Origin of the sequence: Brachybacterium ginsengisoli (assembly GCF_002407065.1) — a bacterium.
Classification (GTDB): Bacteria; Actinomycetota; Actinomycetes; order Actinomycetales; family Dermabacteraceae; genus Brachybacterium; species Brachybacterium ginsengisoli.
The window spans coordinates 1,018,345-1,034,053 of sequence record NZ_CP023564.1; the positions used below are offsets into that span (position 1 = coordinate 1,018,345).

At 71.7% G+C, this 15,709-nt stretch carries 14 protein-coding genes, 1 tRNA gene and 1 riboswitch; of the genes, 11 read left to right on the forward strand and 4 right to left on the reverse strand.

The window, feature by feature from the left end; translation table 11 throughout:
- The first annotated feature begins 80 nt into the window (after nt 1-80).
- Complete coding sequence (locus tag CFK41_RS04415; protein ID WP_227873205.1) at nt 81-1,682, forward strand: cell division protein PerM; 1,602 nt, start codon at nt 81-83, stop codon at nt 1,680-1,682.
- Here the strand turns inward: CFK41_RS04415 and CFK41_RS04420 are convergent.
- Complete coding sequence (locus CFK41_RS04420) at nt 1,660-2,076, reverse strand: hypothetical protein (RefSeq protein WP_227873206.1); 417 nt, start codon at nt 2,074-2,076, stop codon at nt 1,660-1,662. The genes CFK41_RS04415 and CFK41_RS04420 overlap by 23 nt on opposite strands.
- A 71-nt stretch (nt 2,077-2,147) precedes the next feature.
- Between CFK41_RS04420 and purN the strand changes: the two genes are divergently transcribed.
- The 3 genes from purN to ppk2 all read left to right on the forward strand — a co-directional run bounded on the left by purN (nt 2,148) and on the right by ppk2 (nt 5,593).
- Nucleotides 2,148-2,720, forward strand: a complete 573-nt coding sequence (purN, locus tag CFK41_RS04425) for a phosphoribosylglycinamide formyltransferase (RefSeq protein WP_096798579.1) — start codon at nt 2,148-2,150, stop codon at nt 2,718-2,720.
- A gap of 29 nt (nt 2,721-2,749) precedes the next feature.
- Nucleotides 2,750-2,827, forward strand: a riboswitch (ZMP/ZTP riboswitch).
- A gap of 31 nt (nt 2,828-2,858) precedes the next feature.
- Complete coding sequence (gene purH, locus CFK41_RS04430; protein WP_096798580.1) at nt 2,859-4,532, forward strand: bifunctional phosphoribosylaminoimidazolecarboxamide formyltransferase/IMP cyclohydrolase; 1,674 nt, start codon at nt 2,859-2,861, stop codon at nt 4,530-4,532.
- A 155-nt stretch (nt 4,533-4,687) separates the two neighbouring features.
- Nucleotides 4,688-5,593 (forward strand): polyphosphate kinase 2, encoded by a 906-nt coding sequence (gene ppk2 / locus CFK41_RS04435; RefSeq protein ID WP_096798581.1) that lies wholly within the window; start codon nt 4,688-4,690, stop codon nt 5,591-5,593.
- 44 nt (nt 5,594-5,637) lie between these two features.
- On the opposite strand, the gene CFK41_RS04440 is transcribed toward ppk2, so the two are convergent.
- Complete coding sequence (locus CFK41_RS04440; RefSeq protein ID WP_096798582.1) at nt 5,638-7,146, reverse strand: aspartate ammonia-lyase; 1,509 nt, start codon at nt 7,144-7,146, stop codon at nt 5,638-5,640.
- 98 nt (nt 7,147-7,244) lie between these two features.
- Here CFK41_RS04440 and CFK41_RS04445 point away from each other — a divergent pair, with 98 nt between their 5' ends.
- The 4 genes from CFK41_RS04445 to galK all read left to right on the forward strand — a co-directional run bounded on the left by CFK41_RS04445 (nt 7,245) and on the right by galK (nt 11,576).
- Nucleotides 7,245-7,535 (forward strand): DUF3017 domain-containing protein, encoded by a 291-nt coding sequence (locus tag CFK41_RS04445; protein ID WP_096800936.1) that lies wholly within the window; start codon nt 7,245-7,247, stop codon nt 7,533-7,535.
- An 88-nt stretch (nt 7,536-7,623) separates the two neighbouring features.
- A complete protein-coding gene (locus CFK41_RS04450) occupies nt 7,624-9,114 on the forward strand; it encodes a threonine/serine exporter family protein (RefSeq protein ID WP_096798583.1) in 1,491 nt (496 codons plus the stop codon).
- Nucleotides 9,115-9,118: 4 nt separating this feature from the next.
- Complete coding sequence (locus CFK41_RS04455) at nt 9,119-10,207, forward strand: lactonase family protein (RefSeq protein WP_096798584.1); 1,089 nt, start codon at nt 9,119-9,121, stop codon at nt 10,205-10,207.
- Nucleotides 10,208-10,316: 109 nt separating this feature from the next.
- Nucleotides 10,317-11,576, forward strand: coding sequence for a galactokinase (gene galK / locus CFK41_RS04460; RefSeq protein ID WP_096798585.1), 1,260 nt, complete (start codon nt 10,317-10,319; stop codon nt 11,574-11,576).
- Nucleotides 11,577-11,643: 67 nt separating this feature from the next.
- Here the strand turns inward: galK and CFK41_RS04465 are convergent, their stop codons facing one another.
- Nucleotides 11,644-12,663 (reverse strand): adenosine deaminase, encoded by a 1,020-nt coding sequence (locus tag CFK41_RS04465; protein WP_096798586.1) that lies wholly within the window; start codon nt 12,661-12,663, stop codon nt 11,644-11,646.
- Nucleotides 12,664-12,673: 10 nt separating this feature from the next.
- Nucleotides 12,674-13,930: a pyridoxal phosphate-dependent aminotransferase gene (locus CFK41_RS04470; protein WP_096798587.1), complete on the reverse strand. Its 1,257-nt coding sequence runs from the start codon at nt 13,928-13,930 to the stop codon at nt 12,674-12,676.
- Nucleotides 13,931-14,240: 310 nt separating this feature from the next.
- On the opposite strand from CFK41_RS04470, the gene CFK41_RS04475 reads away from it, so the two are divergent.
- The 3 genes from CFK41_RS04475 to nusG all read left to right on the forward strand — a co-directional run bounded on the left by CFK41_RS04475 (nt 14,241) and on the right by nusG (nt 15,671).
- Nucleotides 14,241-14,313: transfer RNA gene (locus tag CFK41_RS04475), tRNA-Trp, on the forward strand.
- A gap of 61 nt (nt 14,314-14,374) precedes the next feature.
- Nucleotides 14,375-14,641 (forward strand): preprotein translocase subunit SecE, encoded by a 267-nt coding sequence (gene secE, locus CFK41_RS04480; protein WP_096798588.1) that lies wholly within the window; start codon nt 14,375-14,377, stop codon nt 14,639-14,641.
- A gap of 76 nt (nt 14,642-14,717) precedes the next feature.
- The gene (nusG, locus tag CFK41_RS04485) at nt 14,718-15,671 is read left to right on the forward strand and encodes a transcription termination/antitermination protein NusG (RefSeq protein ID WP_096798589.1); all 954 of its coding nucleotides are present in this window, start codon (nt 14,718-14,720) and stop codon (nt 15,669-15,671) included.
- The last annotated feature ends 38 nt before the right edge of the window (nt 15,672-15,709 follow it).

Genomic DNA, 15,709 nt, shown 5'->3' on the forward strand with positions numbered 1-15,709 from the left:
GACCGGCGACCTCCTCCCCGGGGCCGCCCCGGAGCCCGGTTCCGCGACCCCGCCGAGACCCTTCCCCTAGGAGCACGCGCGTGAGCAGCCCAGTCGACAGCATCGCGACACCCCTGGTCCGGGGTGTGCTCGGGGCGCTCTCCGCGCTCGGCATCGCCCTCGCCGTGGTGGTGGTGCCCGCGCTCGCCGCCCAGGTCGCCGGCTCCGCCTCGACCGCGACCGCCCTGGACGCCATCCTCATCGGCCTGAGCATCCTGGTGCTCGGCCACGGCGGCGGCATCATGCTCAGCACCGGGGTCATCGACGGTCCCGTCACCGTGACCCCCTTCGGCCTGCTGCTCCTGCTGCTGGTGCTCTCGGCGCTCTCGATGCGCCGCGTGGGCCGCGCCCTGCGCCCGGTGCGCGACGACGGACTGCTGCGCAGCGGTGCGCTGCGGGACGCCGGCTCGGCCCTGGGCGCCTACGCGCTGGTGTACGCGATCGGTCTGGCGGTCCTCGCCGGCATCGGGCGCAGCTCGGACGCCTCCCCGGTGGTCACCTCGGCGGTGGTCTCGGGCCTGATGGTCGCCGTGATCGGCGGCCTGTGCGGCTTGCTGTGGTCGCTGCGGCGGGAGCCGACGGAGACCGTGCCCGGCGTGCGCGTGCTCGGGCTGCTCCCGGCCCCGTACGGCGACGTCGCCCGCGCCGTGCTGATGGCCGTGATCGGACTGCTCGGCCTCGGCATGGCGCTCCTCGTGGTGATGATGCTGTTCTCCGTGCCGGCACAGGCGGCTCTCTTCGACAGCCTCCGTCCCGGCATCATCGGCGGTCTCGTGCTCACCCTGGTCCAGCTCGCGCTGCTGCCGCTGGTGGCGGTGTGGGCGCTGACCGTGCTGCTGGGCGGCACCATCGGGGTCGGCACCTCCACCGGGATCTCTCTGGACGGCGCGGAGACCGGTGTGCTCCCGGCGCTCCCCCTGCTCGGAGCCCTTCCCGGACCGGGTGACTTCCCCGCGGCGATCTGGCTGCTGATGATCCTCCCGGCCCTCCCCGTCGCGCTCGGAGCGGTGCATCTGGTGCGGGCGGTCGCCGATCTCGAACGCCGTGAGCGGATCATCGCCTGGGTCGCCTATCCGGCCGCGGTCATCGTCTCCGTGCTGCTCCTGGCGGGCCTCTCCACGGGCGGGATCGGCGACGGCCGCCTGGTGCACCTCGGGCCGCAGATGAGCACGCTGGCGCTGCCGCTGATCGGCGTGGTGGTGGTGAGCACGGGCATCGTGCTCGCGGTGCTCGCCTCCCCGCTGGTCCCGTACTCGCGCGGTGCCGTCGGCTCCCTGCGGGCGCGGGTCGAGTCGGCCGAGCGCAGCGAGTCGACCGGGGAGAGCACCGGACGCTTCGGACGGTCGCGGCGCACCGGTTCCGGCGGTGACGAGGAGGGCGAGGACCACGAGGCGGAGCGGCGTGCGGTGCTGGCGCGGTTCGCCCGACGGGGATCCGCCGCCTCAGCTGGATCCGCCTCCTCAGCTGTCTCCGCAGCCTCGGCCGGATCGGCATCCTCGGCGACCTCCGCGGACGAGGCGTCGGAGGCCGACCCCGACGGTGCGCAGGACCCCTCGACGGATCCCGCACCGGAGGCCGAGGGGACGGATCCCGGGAGCAGCTCGCGCCGCCGGTCCTGGTTCAGCCGCCGAGAAGACCGCTGACCCACTCGGCCATCGAGCCCTTGGCGTCGGCATCGCACTGGATGCGCGCCTGCTCGGTGATCGCCGTCGCACGGCACTGCTCGAGCTCGGACATCGGCCCGTAGAAGGCGGCGGAGAGCGAGGCGTTGGCGATGATCAGCAGCATCGCCGGGATCCCCAGGAGCGTGCCGAGAACCGCCATCGAGTAGCGGCGGTCCCGGATCGCCCGGATGATCAGCAGGATCAGGAGCACCAGGGCGACCAGCCCGGTGACCCCGGAGAACAGCGCGTAGGGCAGCGGCGAGAGCATCAGGAACCACGAGGCCAGCATCACCAGGGCCAGCGCGCCGGCGAGGCGGCGGGACCGGGGAGCCGGCCGGTCCGTGGAGGGGCCGGAGGAGGAGTCGCTGTTCATCGGGTCCATTGTGCCCGCTCCGAGTGGGAACCGCTCGCCCGGCCGCCCGGCGGCGCGGCTAGGCTGGCGGAGTGACCCGCCTCCCCATCGTCGTCCTCATCTCCGGCAGCGGCTCGAACCTCGCCGCCCTCCTCACCGCCGCGCGCGCCGCGGACTGCCCCTATGAGGTGGTGGCCGTGATCGCCGATCGCGACGCCTCCGGCCTCGCGCACGCCCGGGCCGAGGGCATCCCCACGCAGGTCGTCCGACTCGCCGACCACCCCGACCGGGCCGCCTGGGACCGGACGCTCGCCGCGGCCGTGGCCGAGGCACGCCCCGAGCTCGTGGTGCTGGCAGGCTTCATGAAGCTCGTCGGGCCTCCGATGCTGGAGTCCTTCGGCGGGCGGATCGTCAACACGCATCCCGCCCTGCTGCCCTCCTTCCCGGGCGCCCACGGGGTGCGCGACGCCCTCGCCCACGGCGTGAAGATCACCGGGTGCAGCGTCATCGAGGTCGACGCCGGCGTGGACACCGGGCGGATCCTCGCCCAGGCGGCGGTCGAGGTCCTCGACGACGACACCGAGGCGAGCCTCCACGAGCGGATCAAGGCCGTCGAGCAGCCGCTCCTGGTGGACGTCGTGCGGCGTCTCACAGCCGTCTCCTGAGGCCTGCCCGTCGGCCGCCGCCCGATAGACTGGACCCACACGACTGGCGAAGGTGGGGGACCACCGGGGAGTGACGACTGCGAGCATCGACCGCCTGGGTGCCCGCCGCATCAGCAGATCCGACAAGGAGCACGCCACGTGAGCACCGCAGAACGCCGCCCCATCCGCCGAGCCCTCCTCTCCGTCTTCGACAAGACCGGCATCGTCGACCTCGCCCGCGCCCTCGTCGAGAACGGCGCCGAGATCGTCTCCACCGGGTCCACCGGGAGCACCCTCCGCGAGGCCGGGATCCCGGTCACCGATGTCGAGACGGTCACCGGCTTCCCCGAGATGCTCGACGGCCGCGTCAAGACCCTCCACCCCCGCATCCACGGCGGGATCCTCGCCGACCAGCGCCTCGCCTCCCACCAGGAGCAGCTGAAGGCCCACCAGATCGATCCCTTCGACCTGGTGGTCGTGAACCTCTATCCCTTCACCGAGACCGTCGCCGCCGGCGGCAGCTTCGACGAGATCATCGAGAAGATCGACGTGGGCGGCCCCACCATGGTGCGCGCGGCCGCGAAGAACTTCGCCGCCCTCGCCGTGGTGGTCGACCCCGAGGGCTACCCGATCGCGGCCGAGGCCGCCGCCGAGGGAGGCTTCACCCTCGACGAGCGCCAACAGCTCGCCACCATCGCCTTCACCCGCACCGCCGAGTACGACGACGCGATCAGCGACTGGATGATCGAGCAGCTCGAGAACTCCGCCGACGCCGAGGAGACCGAGGGCGGCGAGGTCGAGGACGATGAGCTCGCCGGCGAGGCGGAGGTCAGCGTCCTGGACCTCTCCGACGCCGACGCCGCCGAGATCGGCATCACCGCGACCCTCCGCTACGGCGAGAACCCGCACCAGCGGGCCCGTCTGGCCGTGACCGACGAGAACGCCCCCGGCCTCGCCGGCGCCGAGCAGCTCGGCGGCAAGGCGATGAGCTACAACAACTACATCGACGCCGACGCCGCCGTGCGCGCCGCCCACGACCACTCCGGTCCCGCGGTCGCCGTGGTCAAGCACAACAACCCCTGCGGCGTCGCCGTGGCCGGCGAGGACGAGGACATCGCCCTCGCCCACGTGCGCGCCCACGGCACCGACCCGCTCTCCGCCTACGGCGGCGTCATCGCCTCCAACCGGACCGTCACCCTGGCGATGGCCCAGCAGGTCAAGCCGATCTTCACCGAGGTCATCCTGGCCCCGGAGTACGAGGACGAGGCGCTCGAGCTGCTGCGCACCAAGAAGAACCTGCGGATCCTGCGCCTGGCCGGCGAGTACTCCCGTGGCGTCGAGATGCGGGAGATCTGGGGCGGGATGCTGCTCCAGGACGCCGACGTCATCGACGCCGAGGGCGACGACCCCTCGCAGTGGACGCTCGCCGCGGGGGAGGCCGCCGACGAGGCCACCCTCGCCGATCTCGCCTTCGCCTGGCGCTCGATCCGCGCGGTGAAGTCCAACGCGATCCTGCTGGCCACGGACTCCGCCGCCGTCGGCATCGGGATGGGCCAGGTCAACCGCCTGGACTCCTGCCGTCTGGCGGTCGAGCGGGCGAACACCCTCGGAGCCCACGCCGAGGGCGAGCAGGCCCCGGAGCGCGCCCGCGGGGCGGTCGCGGCCTCGGATGCGTTCTTCCCCTTCGCGGACGGCGCGCAGATCCTCATCGATGCCGGGGTGCGGGCGATCGTCCAGCCCGGCGGCTCGATCCGTGACGAGGAGGTCCTCGAGGCGTGCCGCGCCGCGGGCGTGACCATGTACCTCACCGGGACCCGGCACTTCGCCCACTGAGGCGACCCTCCCGACCCACCGGTCGGTGCGCCCCGTCCCGCAGGCTGCGGGGCGGGGCGCGCCGTCTCCGCCGCGACGGCGACCGCGCTGTTCACCGTCCGGACATCCAGGGCCTCTAGAGTTGGTCCCATACCCCAGCGTGTGAAGGAGCGAGCGTGAAGATCCCCGACAACCAGAGCCTGCGCGAGTACATCGAGCATCTGCGGGAAGAGGGTTACTCGGTCCAGGACGGTCACACGCCCGACCCCGACCTCATCGACCCCCAGGGCAACCCGGTCTACACCTGGCAGGAGGGCTACCCGTACGAGACCCGCATGGACCGGGACGAGTACGAGCTCGAGAAGTACAAGCTCCAGGTGGAGCTGCTGAAGTACCAGTACTGGCTCGAGGACAACGACCAGAAGTCGATCGTCATCTTCGAGGGGCGGGACGCGGCCGGCAAGGGCGGCACCATCAAGCGCTTCACCGAGCACCTCAACCCCCGCACCGCCCGTGTGGTGGCCCTGAACAAGCCCAGCGACCGCGAGCGCGGGCAGTGGTACTTCCAGCGCTACATCCAGCACCTGCCCACCGAGGGCGAGATGGTGCTCTTCGACCGCTCCTGGTACAACCGCGCCGGAGTCGAGCGCGTGATGGGCTTCGCGACGCCCGAGCAGTACGAGACCTTCATGAACCAGGTGCCCTACTTCGAGCGGATGCTCGTGGACTCCGGCATCTTCGTCACCAAGTTCTGGTTCTCGGTCTCCCAGAAGGAGCAGCGCACCCGCTTCGCGATCCGCCAGCTGGATCCGGTGCGCCGTTGGAAGCTCTCCCCGATGGACCTCGAGTCCCTGGATCGCTGGGAGGCGTACACGCAGGCCAAGGAGGAGATGTTCCGCCGCACGGACAAGAAGTACGCACCGTGGACGATCATCCGCTCCAACGACAAGAAGCGCGCTCGGCTCAACGCGATGCGCTACTTCCTCTCCCAGTTCGAGTACGACGGCAAGGACCACGAGGTCGTCGGCGTGCCCGATCCCAAGCTCGTCATGCGCGGCAAGATGGAGGAGGCCGACGAGTGAGCCGCGATGACGCCCCGCGCGGCGCGGGGCGTCACCGCGTCGGCTCAGCCCTGTGAGTCCTCGGGCAGGCGAGTGATCTCCCCGGAGTCGAGCTGATCGTCGGGCAGGACCGCCATCGTGCCCGTGGGCGTCGAGCGGTGAGGGCTGGTCATCGCGGCGGGGGAGAGCAGCACCTTCAGGCGTGCCTCGTCCAGCAGGCCCCGCTCGAGCACCAGCTCGGCGACCGGGCGGCCCGTCTTCAGAGCGGTGGCGGCGACGTCCGTCGCCGGGCCGTAGCCGATCACCGGCACCAGGGCCGTGACCACGCCGATCGACCGGCGCAGGTCCTCCTCGAGCACGTCCTCGTTGACCGTGATCCCGGCGATGCAGCGATCGGCCAGCGTGTTCATCGCACGGGTCATGATGCGCGTGGACTCGAGGATGTTGAAGCAGATCACCGGCTCGAAGGCGTTCAGCTGCAGCTGCCCGCCCTCCGCGGCGAAGGCGACCGTGAGGTCGTTGCCGATCACCTCGAAGGCGACCTGGTTGACCACCTCCGGGATCACCGGGTTCACCTTGCCCGGCATGATCGAGCTGCCCGGCTGGACCGCCGGGAGGTTCAGCTCGTGGAAGCCGGCTCGCGGCCCGGAGGACAGCAGGCGGAGGTCGTTGCAGATCTTGGAGATCTTCACCGCGATGCGGCGCAGGATCCCGGAGAAGGTCACGAAGGCGCCGGTGTCGCTCGTGGCCTCGACGAGGTCGGCCGCGACCATGAAGTCGATGCCCGTGAGCGCGGAGAGCTCCTCGGTGGCCCGCTGCGCGTACCGCGGGTCGGTGGTGATGCCGGTGCCGATCGCCGTGGCACCCAGGTTGATCTCCTGGAATGCCGAGGCGGTGCGGCTGAGGCGCTCCACGTCCTCCTCGATGGTGGTGGCCCAGGCGTTGAACTCCTGGCCGACCGTCATGGGGACCGCGTCCTGCATCTGGGTGCGGCCCATCTTCAGCACCTGCGAGTACTCGGCGCCCTTGGCGCGCAGCGTGGTGATCAGGTGATCCATCGACTCCACCAGAGCCGGGAAGGTCAGCAGGATCGCCAGACGCACGGCGGTGGGGTACACGTCGTTGGTGGACTGGGCCAGGTTGACGTGGTTGTTGGGGTGCAGGTGCTGGTACTCGCCCTTGGAATGGCCGAGGATCTCGAGCGCGCGGTTGGCGATCACCTCGTTGGCATTCATGTTGGTGCTGGTCCCGGCGCCGCCCTGGATCATGTCCACCACGAAGTTCTCGTGCAGGGAGCCGCCGACGATCTCCTGGCACGCCTCCTCGATGGCGGCCGCGCGCTCCTCGTCGAGGGTGCCCAGGCCGCGGTTGGCGCGAGCGGTGGCCCGCTTCACCTGGGCCAGCGCCTCGATCAGGCGGGGGAAGTGGCTCAGCGGGACATCGGTGATGTGGAAGTTCTCCTGCGCTCGCAGGGTCTGCACACCGTAGTAGGCGTCGGCGGGGACCTCTCGATCGCCGAGCAGATCATGCTCCGTGCGAGTGGTGAGGTCTGGCGTCGAACCGGGGCTGGTCATGTGAAGGAGTCCTCCAGGTCGCTCGGTGGTCGACGGCGCTGCCGACCACGGCCAGCCTAACGGGAGAGTGCCGGGTGGATGCCCCGTACGATGGGCGCGTGCCGCAGCGATCCTCACCCTTCAGCCTGTCCGCGGCCCTGCGACGCCAGGCGGTGCTCGTCGTCGCCCTCTGCGCCCTCGCGGCCGTCGTCGTGGTCGGCGTGCTGGTCTCCGCCTCGCTGGCCGGAGCGATGCTGGCCGGGCTGCTCGGCGTCCTGGCGATCCTGCGGGCGGTGCTCCCGGTGCGGACCGTCGGTGCCCTGGCCGTCCGGTCGCGCGGGCTCGACGTCGCGGTGCTGGTGCTGCTCGCCGTCGCCCTCGGCGTGCTCTCCTCCTCGCCCAACCTCTGAGGCGCCCGAGCGCCGACGGGTCGGACTGTGAACCACCCGGCACGGCGCGGGGTGCGACGGCGGGGGACCGATATGGCACGATCGATCCGTGCCCACCGATTCCGCCCGGCTCCACGCCGTCTTCGACCTCGCCATGAGGATCGGCGAGGGCCTGCTGACCAATGGCGCGGCCGCCTCGGAGGTCACCGCGACCGTGCTGCGGGTGACCAGCTCCTCCGGTCTGCGCAACGTCTCGGTCCAGGTCACCTTCAACGAGGTGACGATCTCCTACCTCGCGGACGAGTCCTCGACCCCCTTCACCAGGGTGCGCTCGGCGAGCGCGCGGGTGCAGGACTTCGCCCGCCTGGCGGCCTTCGAGGACATCTCCCACGGCTACCTCTCCGGCGATCTGCCGCTCGAGGAGGCGCGCCGCCAGGCCTCGGCGATCCCGCAGCGTCAGCCCCTCTACCGCATCCCGCTCGTGGTCTCGGGCTTCGCCGTGATGGGCGGTGCCGCAGCCCTCTTCTTCGGTGCGGGCAGCCTGGTGGTCATCGCCGCGACCCTCGCCGCCGGACTGCTGATCGCCCTCGGCGAGCTGCTGGCCCGCTGGAACATCCCGCCCTTCTACGGCCAGGCCCTGGGCGGCTTCATCGCCGTCGGCGCCGCGGCGATCGTCGCCCTCCTCGACTCCAGCCAGAGCCCGTCGATCGTGGTCGTCTCCTGCATCATCGTGCAGCTGGCGGGCCTCTCCTCGATCAGCGCTGTGCAGGATGCCGTCACGGGCTGGTACATCACGGCGGCCGGGCGCATGCTCGAGACCCTCATGCTCACCGTCGGCATCGTCGCCGGCGTGCGCCTCGGGCTCCTGCTGGCCGACCTGGTCGGGGCCGACGTCTCCGTGAGCGCCGGGATGCCGCTGACCTTCACCACGGCGGTGGTGGTCGTCATCTCCGGCCTCGGCATGGGGCTGGGCTACGGGGTCGGCACCCAGGTCCCCGCCCGGCTGCTGCTGGCCGGTGCGCTCGTCGCCTCGGGCTCCGGCATCATCGCCCATCTGCTGAGCAGCGCCTTCCTGGATCGCACGGTCGCCGTCGCCATCGCCGCCTTCGCGGCCGGCCTGGTCGCGACCGCGCTCGGCGACCGGATGCGGGCACCGTCCCTCGCGTTCGTGATGTCCGGAGTCATCCCGCTCGTCCCCGGCAGCCGCATCTACCAGGGGCTCCTGGGCCTCGAGGAGGATCTCAGCGCCGGTGTCGCCGAGCTGATCGGCGCGGCCGAGGTGGCGGTGGCGATCGCCGCCGGCGTGGTGCTGGGACAGCTGCTCGCCTCCCGTCTGATGCCGTACTTCCGTCGCAGCGGCATCGCCTACACGCCGGCCATCTCCTCGCCGTTCACCACGCTGCGACGCCGCCGGCTCTCGCTGGGGTCGCGCCGGATGCGGCGCCGTCACGGCGCTGCGGTGATCGAGCCGTCTACGATGACCGGAGAGATGACAGCGCTGTCCTCGACGATGTTCGATGATCTCTCGTTCCTCGAGGACCTCGAGCCGCCCTCGGACCTCGAGGACGGCACGGGCCGGCGCCCCGACCGCGAGGAGTGACCTTATGACCCGTACCGCCCTGATCGCCGCCGGCGGGTACTCCCGCAGCGGCTCCGGCCGCGGCCCCGGCATCGAGATCCTGTCGTTGACCACCGAGGGGGACGGCGGAGCGCCGGTGGTGGAGCGGCTCGCGGTCGTGGACCTGCCCGACCCGTCGTTCGTCCTGTGGAGCGAGGACGGGAGCGTGCTGCACGCCGTGCTGGAGACCGATCCCACCCGGGTGGTCGCCATGCGGGTCTCGGCCGACGGCCGTGAGGCCGAGGTCATCGGCGACCTGGTCCTGGAGGGCTCGGGCGGATGCCATCTGAGCCGCGGAACCGTTCCTTCCACCCTGATCGTGGCGCAGTACGGCGCGGGCACCGTGGCCACGGTGCGGCTGGATGCCGAGGGCAGGCCGATCCAGCAGATCGACCTGGACGACCACCGCGAGCTCCTCGAGCGCGGGGACGAAGCCGGCGCCGACGACGATCCGCACCCGCATCAGGTCGTCGCCCTCCCCGGCACGCGCGTGCTCGCGGTCCCGGATCTCGGCCTGGACCGGGTGCTGCTGTACCGCCAGGACACCGAGGGGATGATCGATCTGGCGGGCGAGATCCCGCTCAGCCGGGGCAGCGGTCCGCGGCATCTCGCGGCGGATCATGAATCCGAGCAGCTCCACATCGCCTGCGAGCGCTCGGGCATGGTCGCCACCGCCGTGCGGGGCGAGAGCTCGTCGCAGAGCCGACTGCCCTCCGCGCTGGAGGGTCCCACGCACCGCTGGAGCGTGCGCTCGATGATCCCCGCCAGCGGGAGCGAGGAGCCGAACGCGGTCTCCCACATCGAGCTGACCGCGGATGAGTCCGCGCTCCTGGTCGCGAACCGGGGGCCCGACACCCTCTCGCTGCTCTCGCTGGCGCCGATGCGTCCGCAGCTGGTGACCGAGATCGAGGTGGGGGAGCATCCGCGCCATTTCACCCAGCTGGAGGACCTGGTGCTGGTCGCGGCCCAGGGGGCGGACCGCATCGATGTGCTCCGTCGCCGCGACGAGGAGCTCGCCTCGGCAGGGGAGCCGATCCCGGCTCCGTCGGTGTCCTGTCTCGCGGTGCGACCCTGAATGTCCCGTCCTGTGCTCTTGTCGTGATGACGGTTAGACTCTCCGTCGGCGTGCCGGGCGAAGGTCGTCCTCCTCGCGCCCGGCCACTGTCCGCTCCGGAAGGAACTTCATGACCAGCACCGATTCCCGCACTGCTCACGCGCCTGCCGCCACGGGCACCGATCGGGCCGCGGTGGAGCTCTCCGCCGCTCCCGAGCGGTCCGTCGCCGCGGACAGGGCGGCGAAGCTGTTCGAGGAGTCCTTCGGGTACGCGCCCGACGGTGTCTGGTCGGCCCCCGGCCGCGTGAACATCATCGGCGAGCACGTCGACTACCAGGACGGCCTGTGCCTCCCGATGGCGATCTCCCACCGTTGCTTCGCCGCCGCCGCACGCACGCCCACGAACCGGCTGCGCCTGCGCTCCGCCCAGGACGAGACCGTGCTGGACATCGACGCCCGCGAGCTGACCGCCGAGGCCGTCTCCGGCTGGCCCGCCTATGTGGCAGGCGTGCTGTGGGCGCTCAGCTCCCGGATCTCGGGCGCCTCCACCCGGGGCATGGACATCCTGATCGACGGGCAGGTGCCGCTCGGCGCGGGTCTGTCCAGCTCGGCCGCGCTGGAGTGCGCCGCCGCGGAGGCCATCGAGGACCTGCTGAGCCTCGGCACCGGACCGCTGGACCGCGTGCGCGCCGCGATCACCGCCGAGACCGACTTCGCCGGCGCCTCCACGGGCGGGCTGGACCAGTCCGCCTCCGTCCTCTCCCGCGAGGGCCACGCGCTCTACCTCGACTGCCGCGACTTCTCCACCCGCCCGGTGCCGTGGGATCTCGCCTCGCAGGACCTGGCGCTGCTCATCACGGACACCCGCGCCGAGCACTCCCACGTGGACGGCGAGTACACCGCGCGCCGCGCGGACAGCGAGAGCGCCGCGCAGGCGCTCGATCTGCCCACGCTGCGCGACGCCGATCCGGCGCAGCTGGACGCGTTCCTGGCCCGCATCGACGACGAGGTGGTGCGCCGCCGCGCCCGCCACGTGATCACGGAGATCCAGCGGGTGCGGGAGTTCGACGCCCTGCTGGCGAGCGGCACCGTCCGCGAGCACGTCGCCGAGCTCGGCGCCCTGCTGAACGCCTCGCACGACTCGCTGCGCGAGGACTACGAGGTCACCGTCCCGCACCTCGACGTCGCGGTCGACGCGGCCCGTGCGGCCGGCGCCCACGGCGCCCGCATGACCGGCGGCGGCTTCGGCGGCTCGACCATCGCACTGGTCGAGGCCGACCAGGCACAGGCAGTCGCCGAGTCGATCGCGGCGGCCTTCGCCGACCAGGGCTTCGACGCCCCGGTCTTCTTCCTCGCGCTGCCCTCCGACGGGGCCGGTCAGGACCGCTGAGCCCCGCTGCAGGGTCGCCGAGCTCTGCGGCAGGACCGCTGAGCTCGGCCGCCGGGCGGCGACGCGCTCAGGCCAGCCAGTCCCGCACCCCGGCCAGCAGGCCCTCCTTGACCGTCTCCGGTGCGGAGGAGACCTGGATCGACGAGGCGGCGAGGTCCGCGAGCTCGGTGTCCCCGAACCCCATCGCACGGGCCGTCTCGTACTGGTCCACCAGGCGGGAGCCGAACAGCAGCGGATCGTCGGCTCCCAGGGCGATCCTCGCCCCGGCGTCCACCAGGCGGCGCAGGGGCACGTCGGCCGCCTGCTCGACCACGCCGAGCGAGGCGTTCGAGGCCGGGCACACCTCGAGACCGATCCCGGCCTCGACCACCGCGTCGAGCAGGGCCTGGTCCTCGGCCGCCCGCACCCCGTGCCCCAGCCGGTCCGGGTGCAGATTCTCCACCACGTCCTGCACATGGGCGGGGCCCAGCAGCTCGCCGCCGTGAGGGACGGACAGCAGGCCGGCGTCCCGGGCGATCCGGAAGGCGGGCGCGAACTCCGCCGTCGAGCCGCGCCGCTCGTCGTTGGAGAGCCCGAAGCCGATCACGGCCCCCGCGTGCCGCGCCGCGAGCCGGGCGAGCATTCGGGCGTCCAGCGGATGCCGGGTGCGGGAGGCGGCGATGACGATCCCGATGCTGACACCGGTCTCGCGCTCGGAGCGCACGGCCTGGTCCAGCAGGATCTCGATCGCCGGGGTCAGACCGCCCACGAACGGGGCGTAGCTGGTGGGGTCCACCTGCAGCTCGAGACGTCCTGATCCCTCGGCGGCGTCGTCCTCGGCGGCCTCGTGGAGGATCCGCCGCATCGCCGCCTCGGAGTCGACCACGGCGCGGGCCGCGTCGTACTGGCGCTGGAAGCGGAACCAGCCGCGACGGGTCGGCTCGACCTGCAGGGCGACGTCGTCGGTGAGGGAGCGGGGCAGACGGATCCCGCGCTCCTCGGCGAGCTCCCTCAGCGTGGACGGGCGCATCGACCCCGTGAAGTGGAGGTGCAGATGCGCCTTCGGCAGCGCGGAGAGGTCGCGCTGCCCGCCCTCGGCCGTGTTCATCGCCCGATGATCACTCGGACAGCAGCGCGATCACCCGGTCGATGCCCTCGCGGATGTCATCGTCGCCGAGCGCGTAGGAGAAGCGCAGGTGGCCCGGGGCGCCGAACGCCTCGCCGGGCACCGCGGCGACCTCGGCCTCCTCGAGGATGACGGTCGCCAGCTCGGTGGAGGTGGTGATCTCGCGACCGCGGATCGTCCGGCCCAACGCCTGGGAGACGTCCGGGAAGGCGTAGAACGCCCCGGTGGGGGTGGGGACGGTGAAGCCCGGGACCTGCGAGAGCTTCTCGACGATCAGCCGGCGCCGACGGTCGAAGGCGACGCGCATCTCCTCGACCGGCTCGGTGGGGCCGGTCAGCGCCGCCAGCGCCGCACGCTGGGCGATGTTGTTGACGTGCGAGGTGAGGTGCGACTGGAGGTTCGTCGCGGCCTTGATGACGTCGGCGGGGCCCACCATCCAGCCCACGCGCCATCCGGTCATCGCGAAGGACTTCGCCACGCCGCCGAGCAGCACCGTGGTCTCGGCAAGCTCGGGGACGGCCTTCAGCACCGAGGTGAAGGGCATGCCCTCGTAGGTCAGGGCCTGGTAGATCTCGTCGGTCACGACCCAGATCCCGTGCTCGAGCGCCCAGCGACCGATCTCGGTGACCTGCTCGGGGGAGAGGACCACGCCGGTGGGGTTGGAGGGCGAGCAGAGCAGGAGGGCCCTGGTGTTCTCCGTGCGGGCGGCCTCGAGCTGGTCGACGGTGGGCACGTAGTTCTGCTCCACGCCGGCCAGGACCGGCACCTCGACGGCTCCGGCCTGCCGGATCGCCTCGGGGTAGGTGGTCCAGTACGGCGCGGGCAGGATGACCTCGTCGCCCGGATCCAGCAGGGTCGCGAAGGTCTGGAAGACGGCCTGCTTGCCGCCGTTGGTCACGAGCACCTGGGAGGGGTCGATCTCCAGGCCGGTCGACGCCGAGAAGGACTCCGCGAGGGCCGCCCTGAGGTCGGGCAGGCCGCCGGTGGCGGAGTAGCGGTGAGTGGCCGGATCCTGCGCCGCCTCGATCGCCGCGGCGACGATGTGCTGCGGGGTGGGGAAGTCGGGCTCGCCGGCGCCGAAGCCGATCACGGGGCGGCCGGCGGCCTTGAGCGCCTTGGCCGTGGCGTCGACCGCGAGGGTCGCGGAGGGCTGGATCGCTCCCACGCGCTGCGAGACGCGGGCATGCTGCTCGGCATGCGAGGAGGACTGCGGGCTGGTCGCGGAGATGCTGGCATCGTCGGTGGTCACCGGACCATCGTGGCAGAGCTCGCCGTCCGCCGCCAGATCGACCCGCTGGTGGACGGCGCACGGATCGTCGCCGGTGACGGCCCGGTCGGAGCGGGCTGCGCCCCGCGACGACAGGGCGGGGGAGTCGGCCCGGGGGAGTCCCGGGAGGGTGCGGGAGGAGTCCGGGGGAGTGGCCTGCGTCTCCTCGGAATGTGATCTGACGCCGGTCGATTCGCACCAGGTCCCCGCGCCTTGTATGCTGGTCGCTGGTCCGAATCGCTGGACCCTTCCGGGGGTTCGCGAAAGACCTCATGAGGCTCGTTCCTCATGAAGGGCAGTGGCGCAATTGGTAGCGCAGCGGTCTCCAAAACCGCAGGTTGCAGGTTCGAGCCCTGTCTGCCCTGCCGGTCCGGTCGGGGTCACCCGACCGGATGCGGATGACCTCGACGAGATCGGACAGCCAGAGTGAACTCCAGCCAGAACGCCCCGTCGACGCCCACCGGTGCCGACGCCCAGGGCTCCGGGTCGAAGAACCCGTTCCTGGCGATCGGTCTGTTCATCCGGCAGGTCCTCGCGGAGCTGAGGAAGGTCGTCGCCCCGACGCGTCGGGAACTGGTCCTGTACACGATCACGGTCCTGCTGTTCGTGGTCTTCATGATCCTGCTGATCTTCGGTCTCGACGCCGCGTTCAGCTGGCTGTCCCGGATCGCCTTCACGGTCCCCGACGTGTGAGTCGCGGACCGATCCGCACCCCGCACAGCACCGTGACCGATCAGTTCCACGCCGCCAGGAAGGCAGACTCCCGCCGATGAGCGACCAGACCGCTACCCCCGACGAGTCCTACGAGGACCTCGACGACTCCCTCTCCTTCTCCGCCTCGGGCTCCGACGCCGACGCCGCCGAGACGGATTCCGTCCCGGCCGACGGCGAGGTCGCACAGGCCGACGGTGCTGTCGACGAGGTCGAGACCGCGGACTCCGAGGATGACGCCGCAGACACGGAGGCCCCCGCGGCCGAGGACGACCCCGCCGCCGATGACACGGTCGACGACGAGGGCGAGCCCGCCGAGGGCGACGCCGACGACGAGGTCGAGCCCGCCGAGGGCGAGGAGGCCGCCGCCTCCGAGGAGTCCGCCTCCGAGGAGCCCGAGGAGGAGGACCCGCTGGTGACGCTCAAGCGCCACCTGCGTGCCGCCCCCGGCGAGTGGTACGTCATCCACTCCTACTCCGGTCACGAGAACCGCGTGAAGACCCAGCTGGCCACGCGCACCGAGACCCAGGACATGGAGGAGTACATCTTCGAGGTCCAGGTCCCGATGGAGGACGCGACCGAGGTCAAGAACGGCCAGAAGAAGATCGTCCGCCGTGTGCGCGTCCCCGGATACGTGCTGGTCCGCATGGAGCTGACCACCGAGTCCTGGCGAGTCGTGCGTGACACCCCGGGTGTCACCGGCTTCGTCGGCAATGCGACCGATCCGACGCCGCTGAGCTTCGACGAGATCTTCTCGATGCTCTCGCCGTCCGTCGGCCTGCCGGAGAAGAAGCGCGCCGCGGGTTCGACCGCGGGCCGCCCCGCCGCTGCGCAGAAGGTCCCCGACTTCCAGGTCGGCGAGTCCGTCACCGTCATGGACGGCCCCTTCGAGACCATGCCGGCGACGATCTCCGAGATCCATGCGGAGACGCAGAAGCTCCAGGTCCTGGTGTCCATCTTCGGGCGCGAGACCCCGGTCGAGCTGGCGTTCGACCAGGTCGCCAAGATCTGAGCGGCGCGCGCTGCCCCGCGCAGCGCGAATACGACCGG

Bases quoted from the DNA above. Each gene is read 5' to 3' on its own strand.
- CFK41_RS04420 (WP_227873206.1), bottom strand. From the start codon at position 2,076: ATGAACAGCGACTCCTCCTCCGGCCCCTCCACGGACCGGCCGGCTCCC.
- CFK41_RS04440 (WP_096798582.1), bottom strand. From the start codon at position 7,146: ATGACCAGCCCCGGTTCGACGCCAGACCTCACCACTCGCACGGAGCAT.
- CFK41_RS04455 (WP_096798584.1), top strand. From the start codon at position 9,119: ATGACCCGTACCGCCCTGATCGCCGCCGGCGGGTACTCCCGCAGCGGC.
- galK (WP_096798585.1), top strand. From the start codon at position 10,317: ATGACCAGCACCGATTCCCGCACTGCTCACGCGCCTGCCGCCACGGGC.
- CFK41_RS04465 (WP_096798586.1), bottom strand. From the start codon at position 12,663: ATGAACACGGCCGAGGGCGGGCAGCGCGACCTCTCCGCGCTGCCGAAG.
- nusG (WP_096798589.1), top strand. From the start codon at position 14,718: ATGAGCGACCAGACCGCTACCCCCGACGAGTCCTACGAGGACCTCGAC.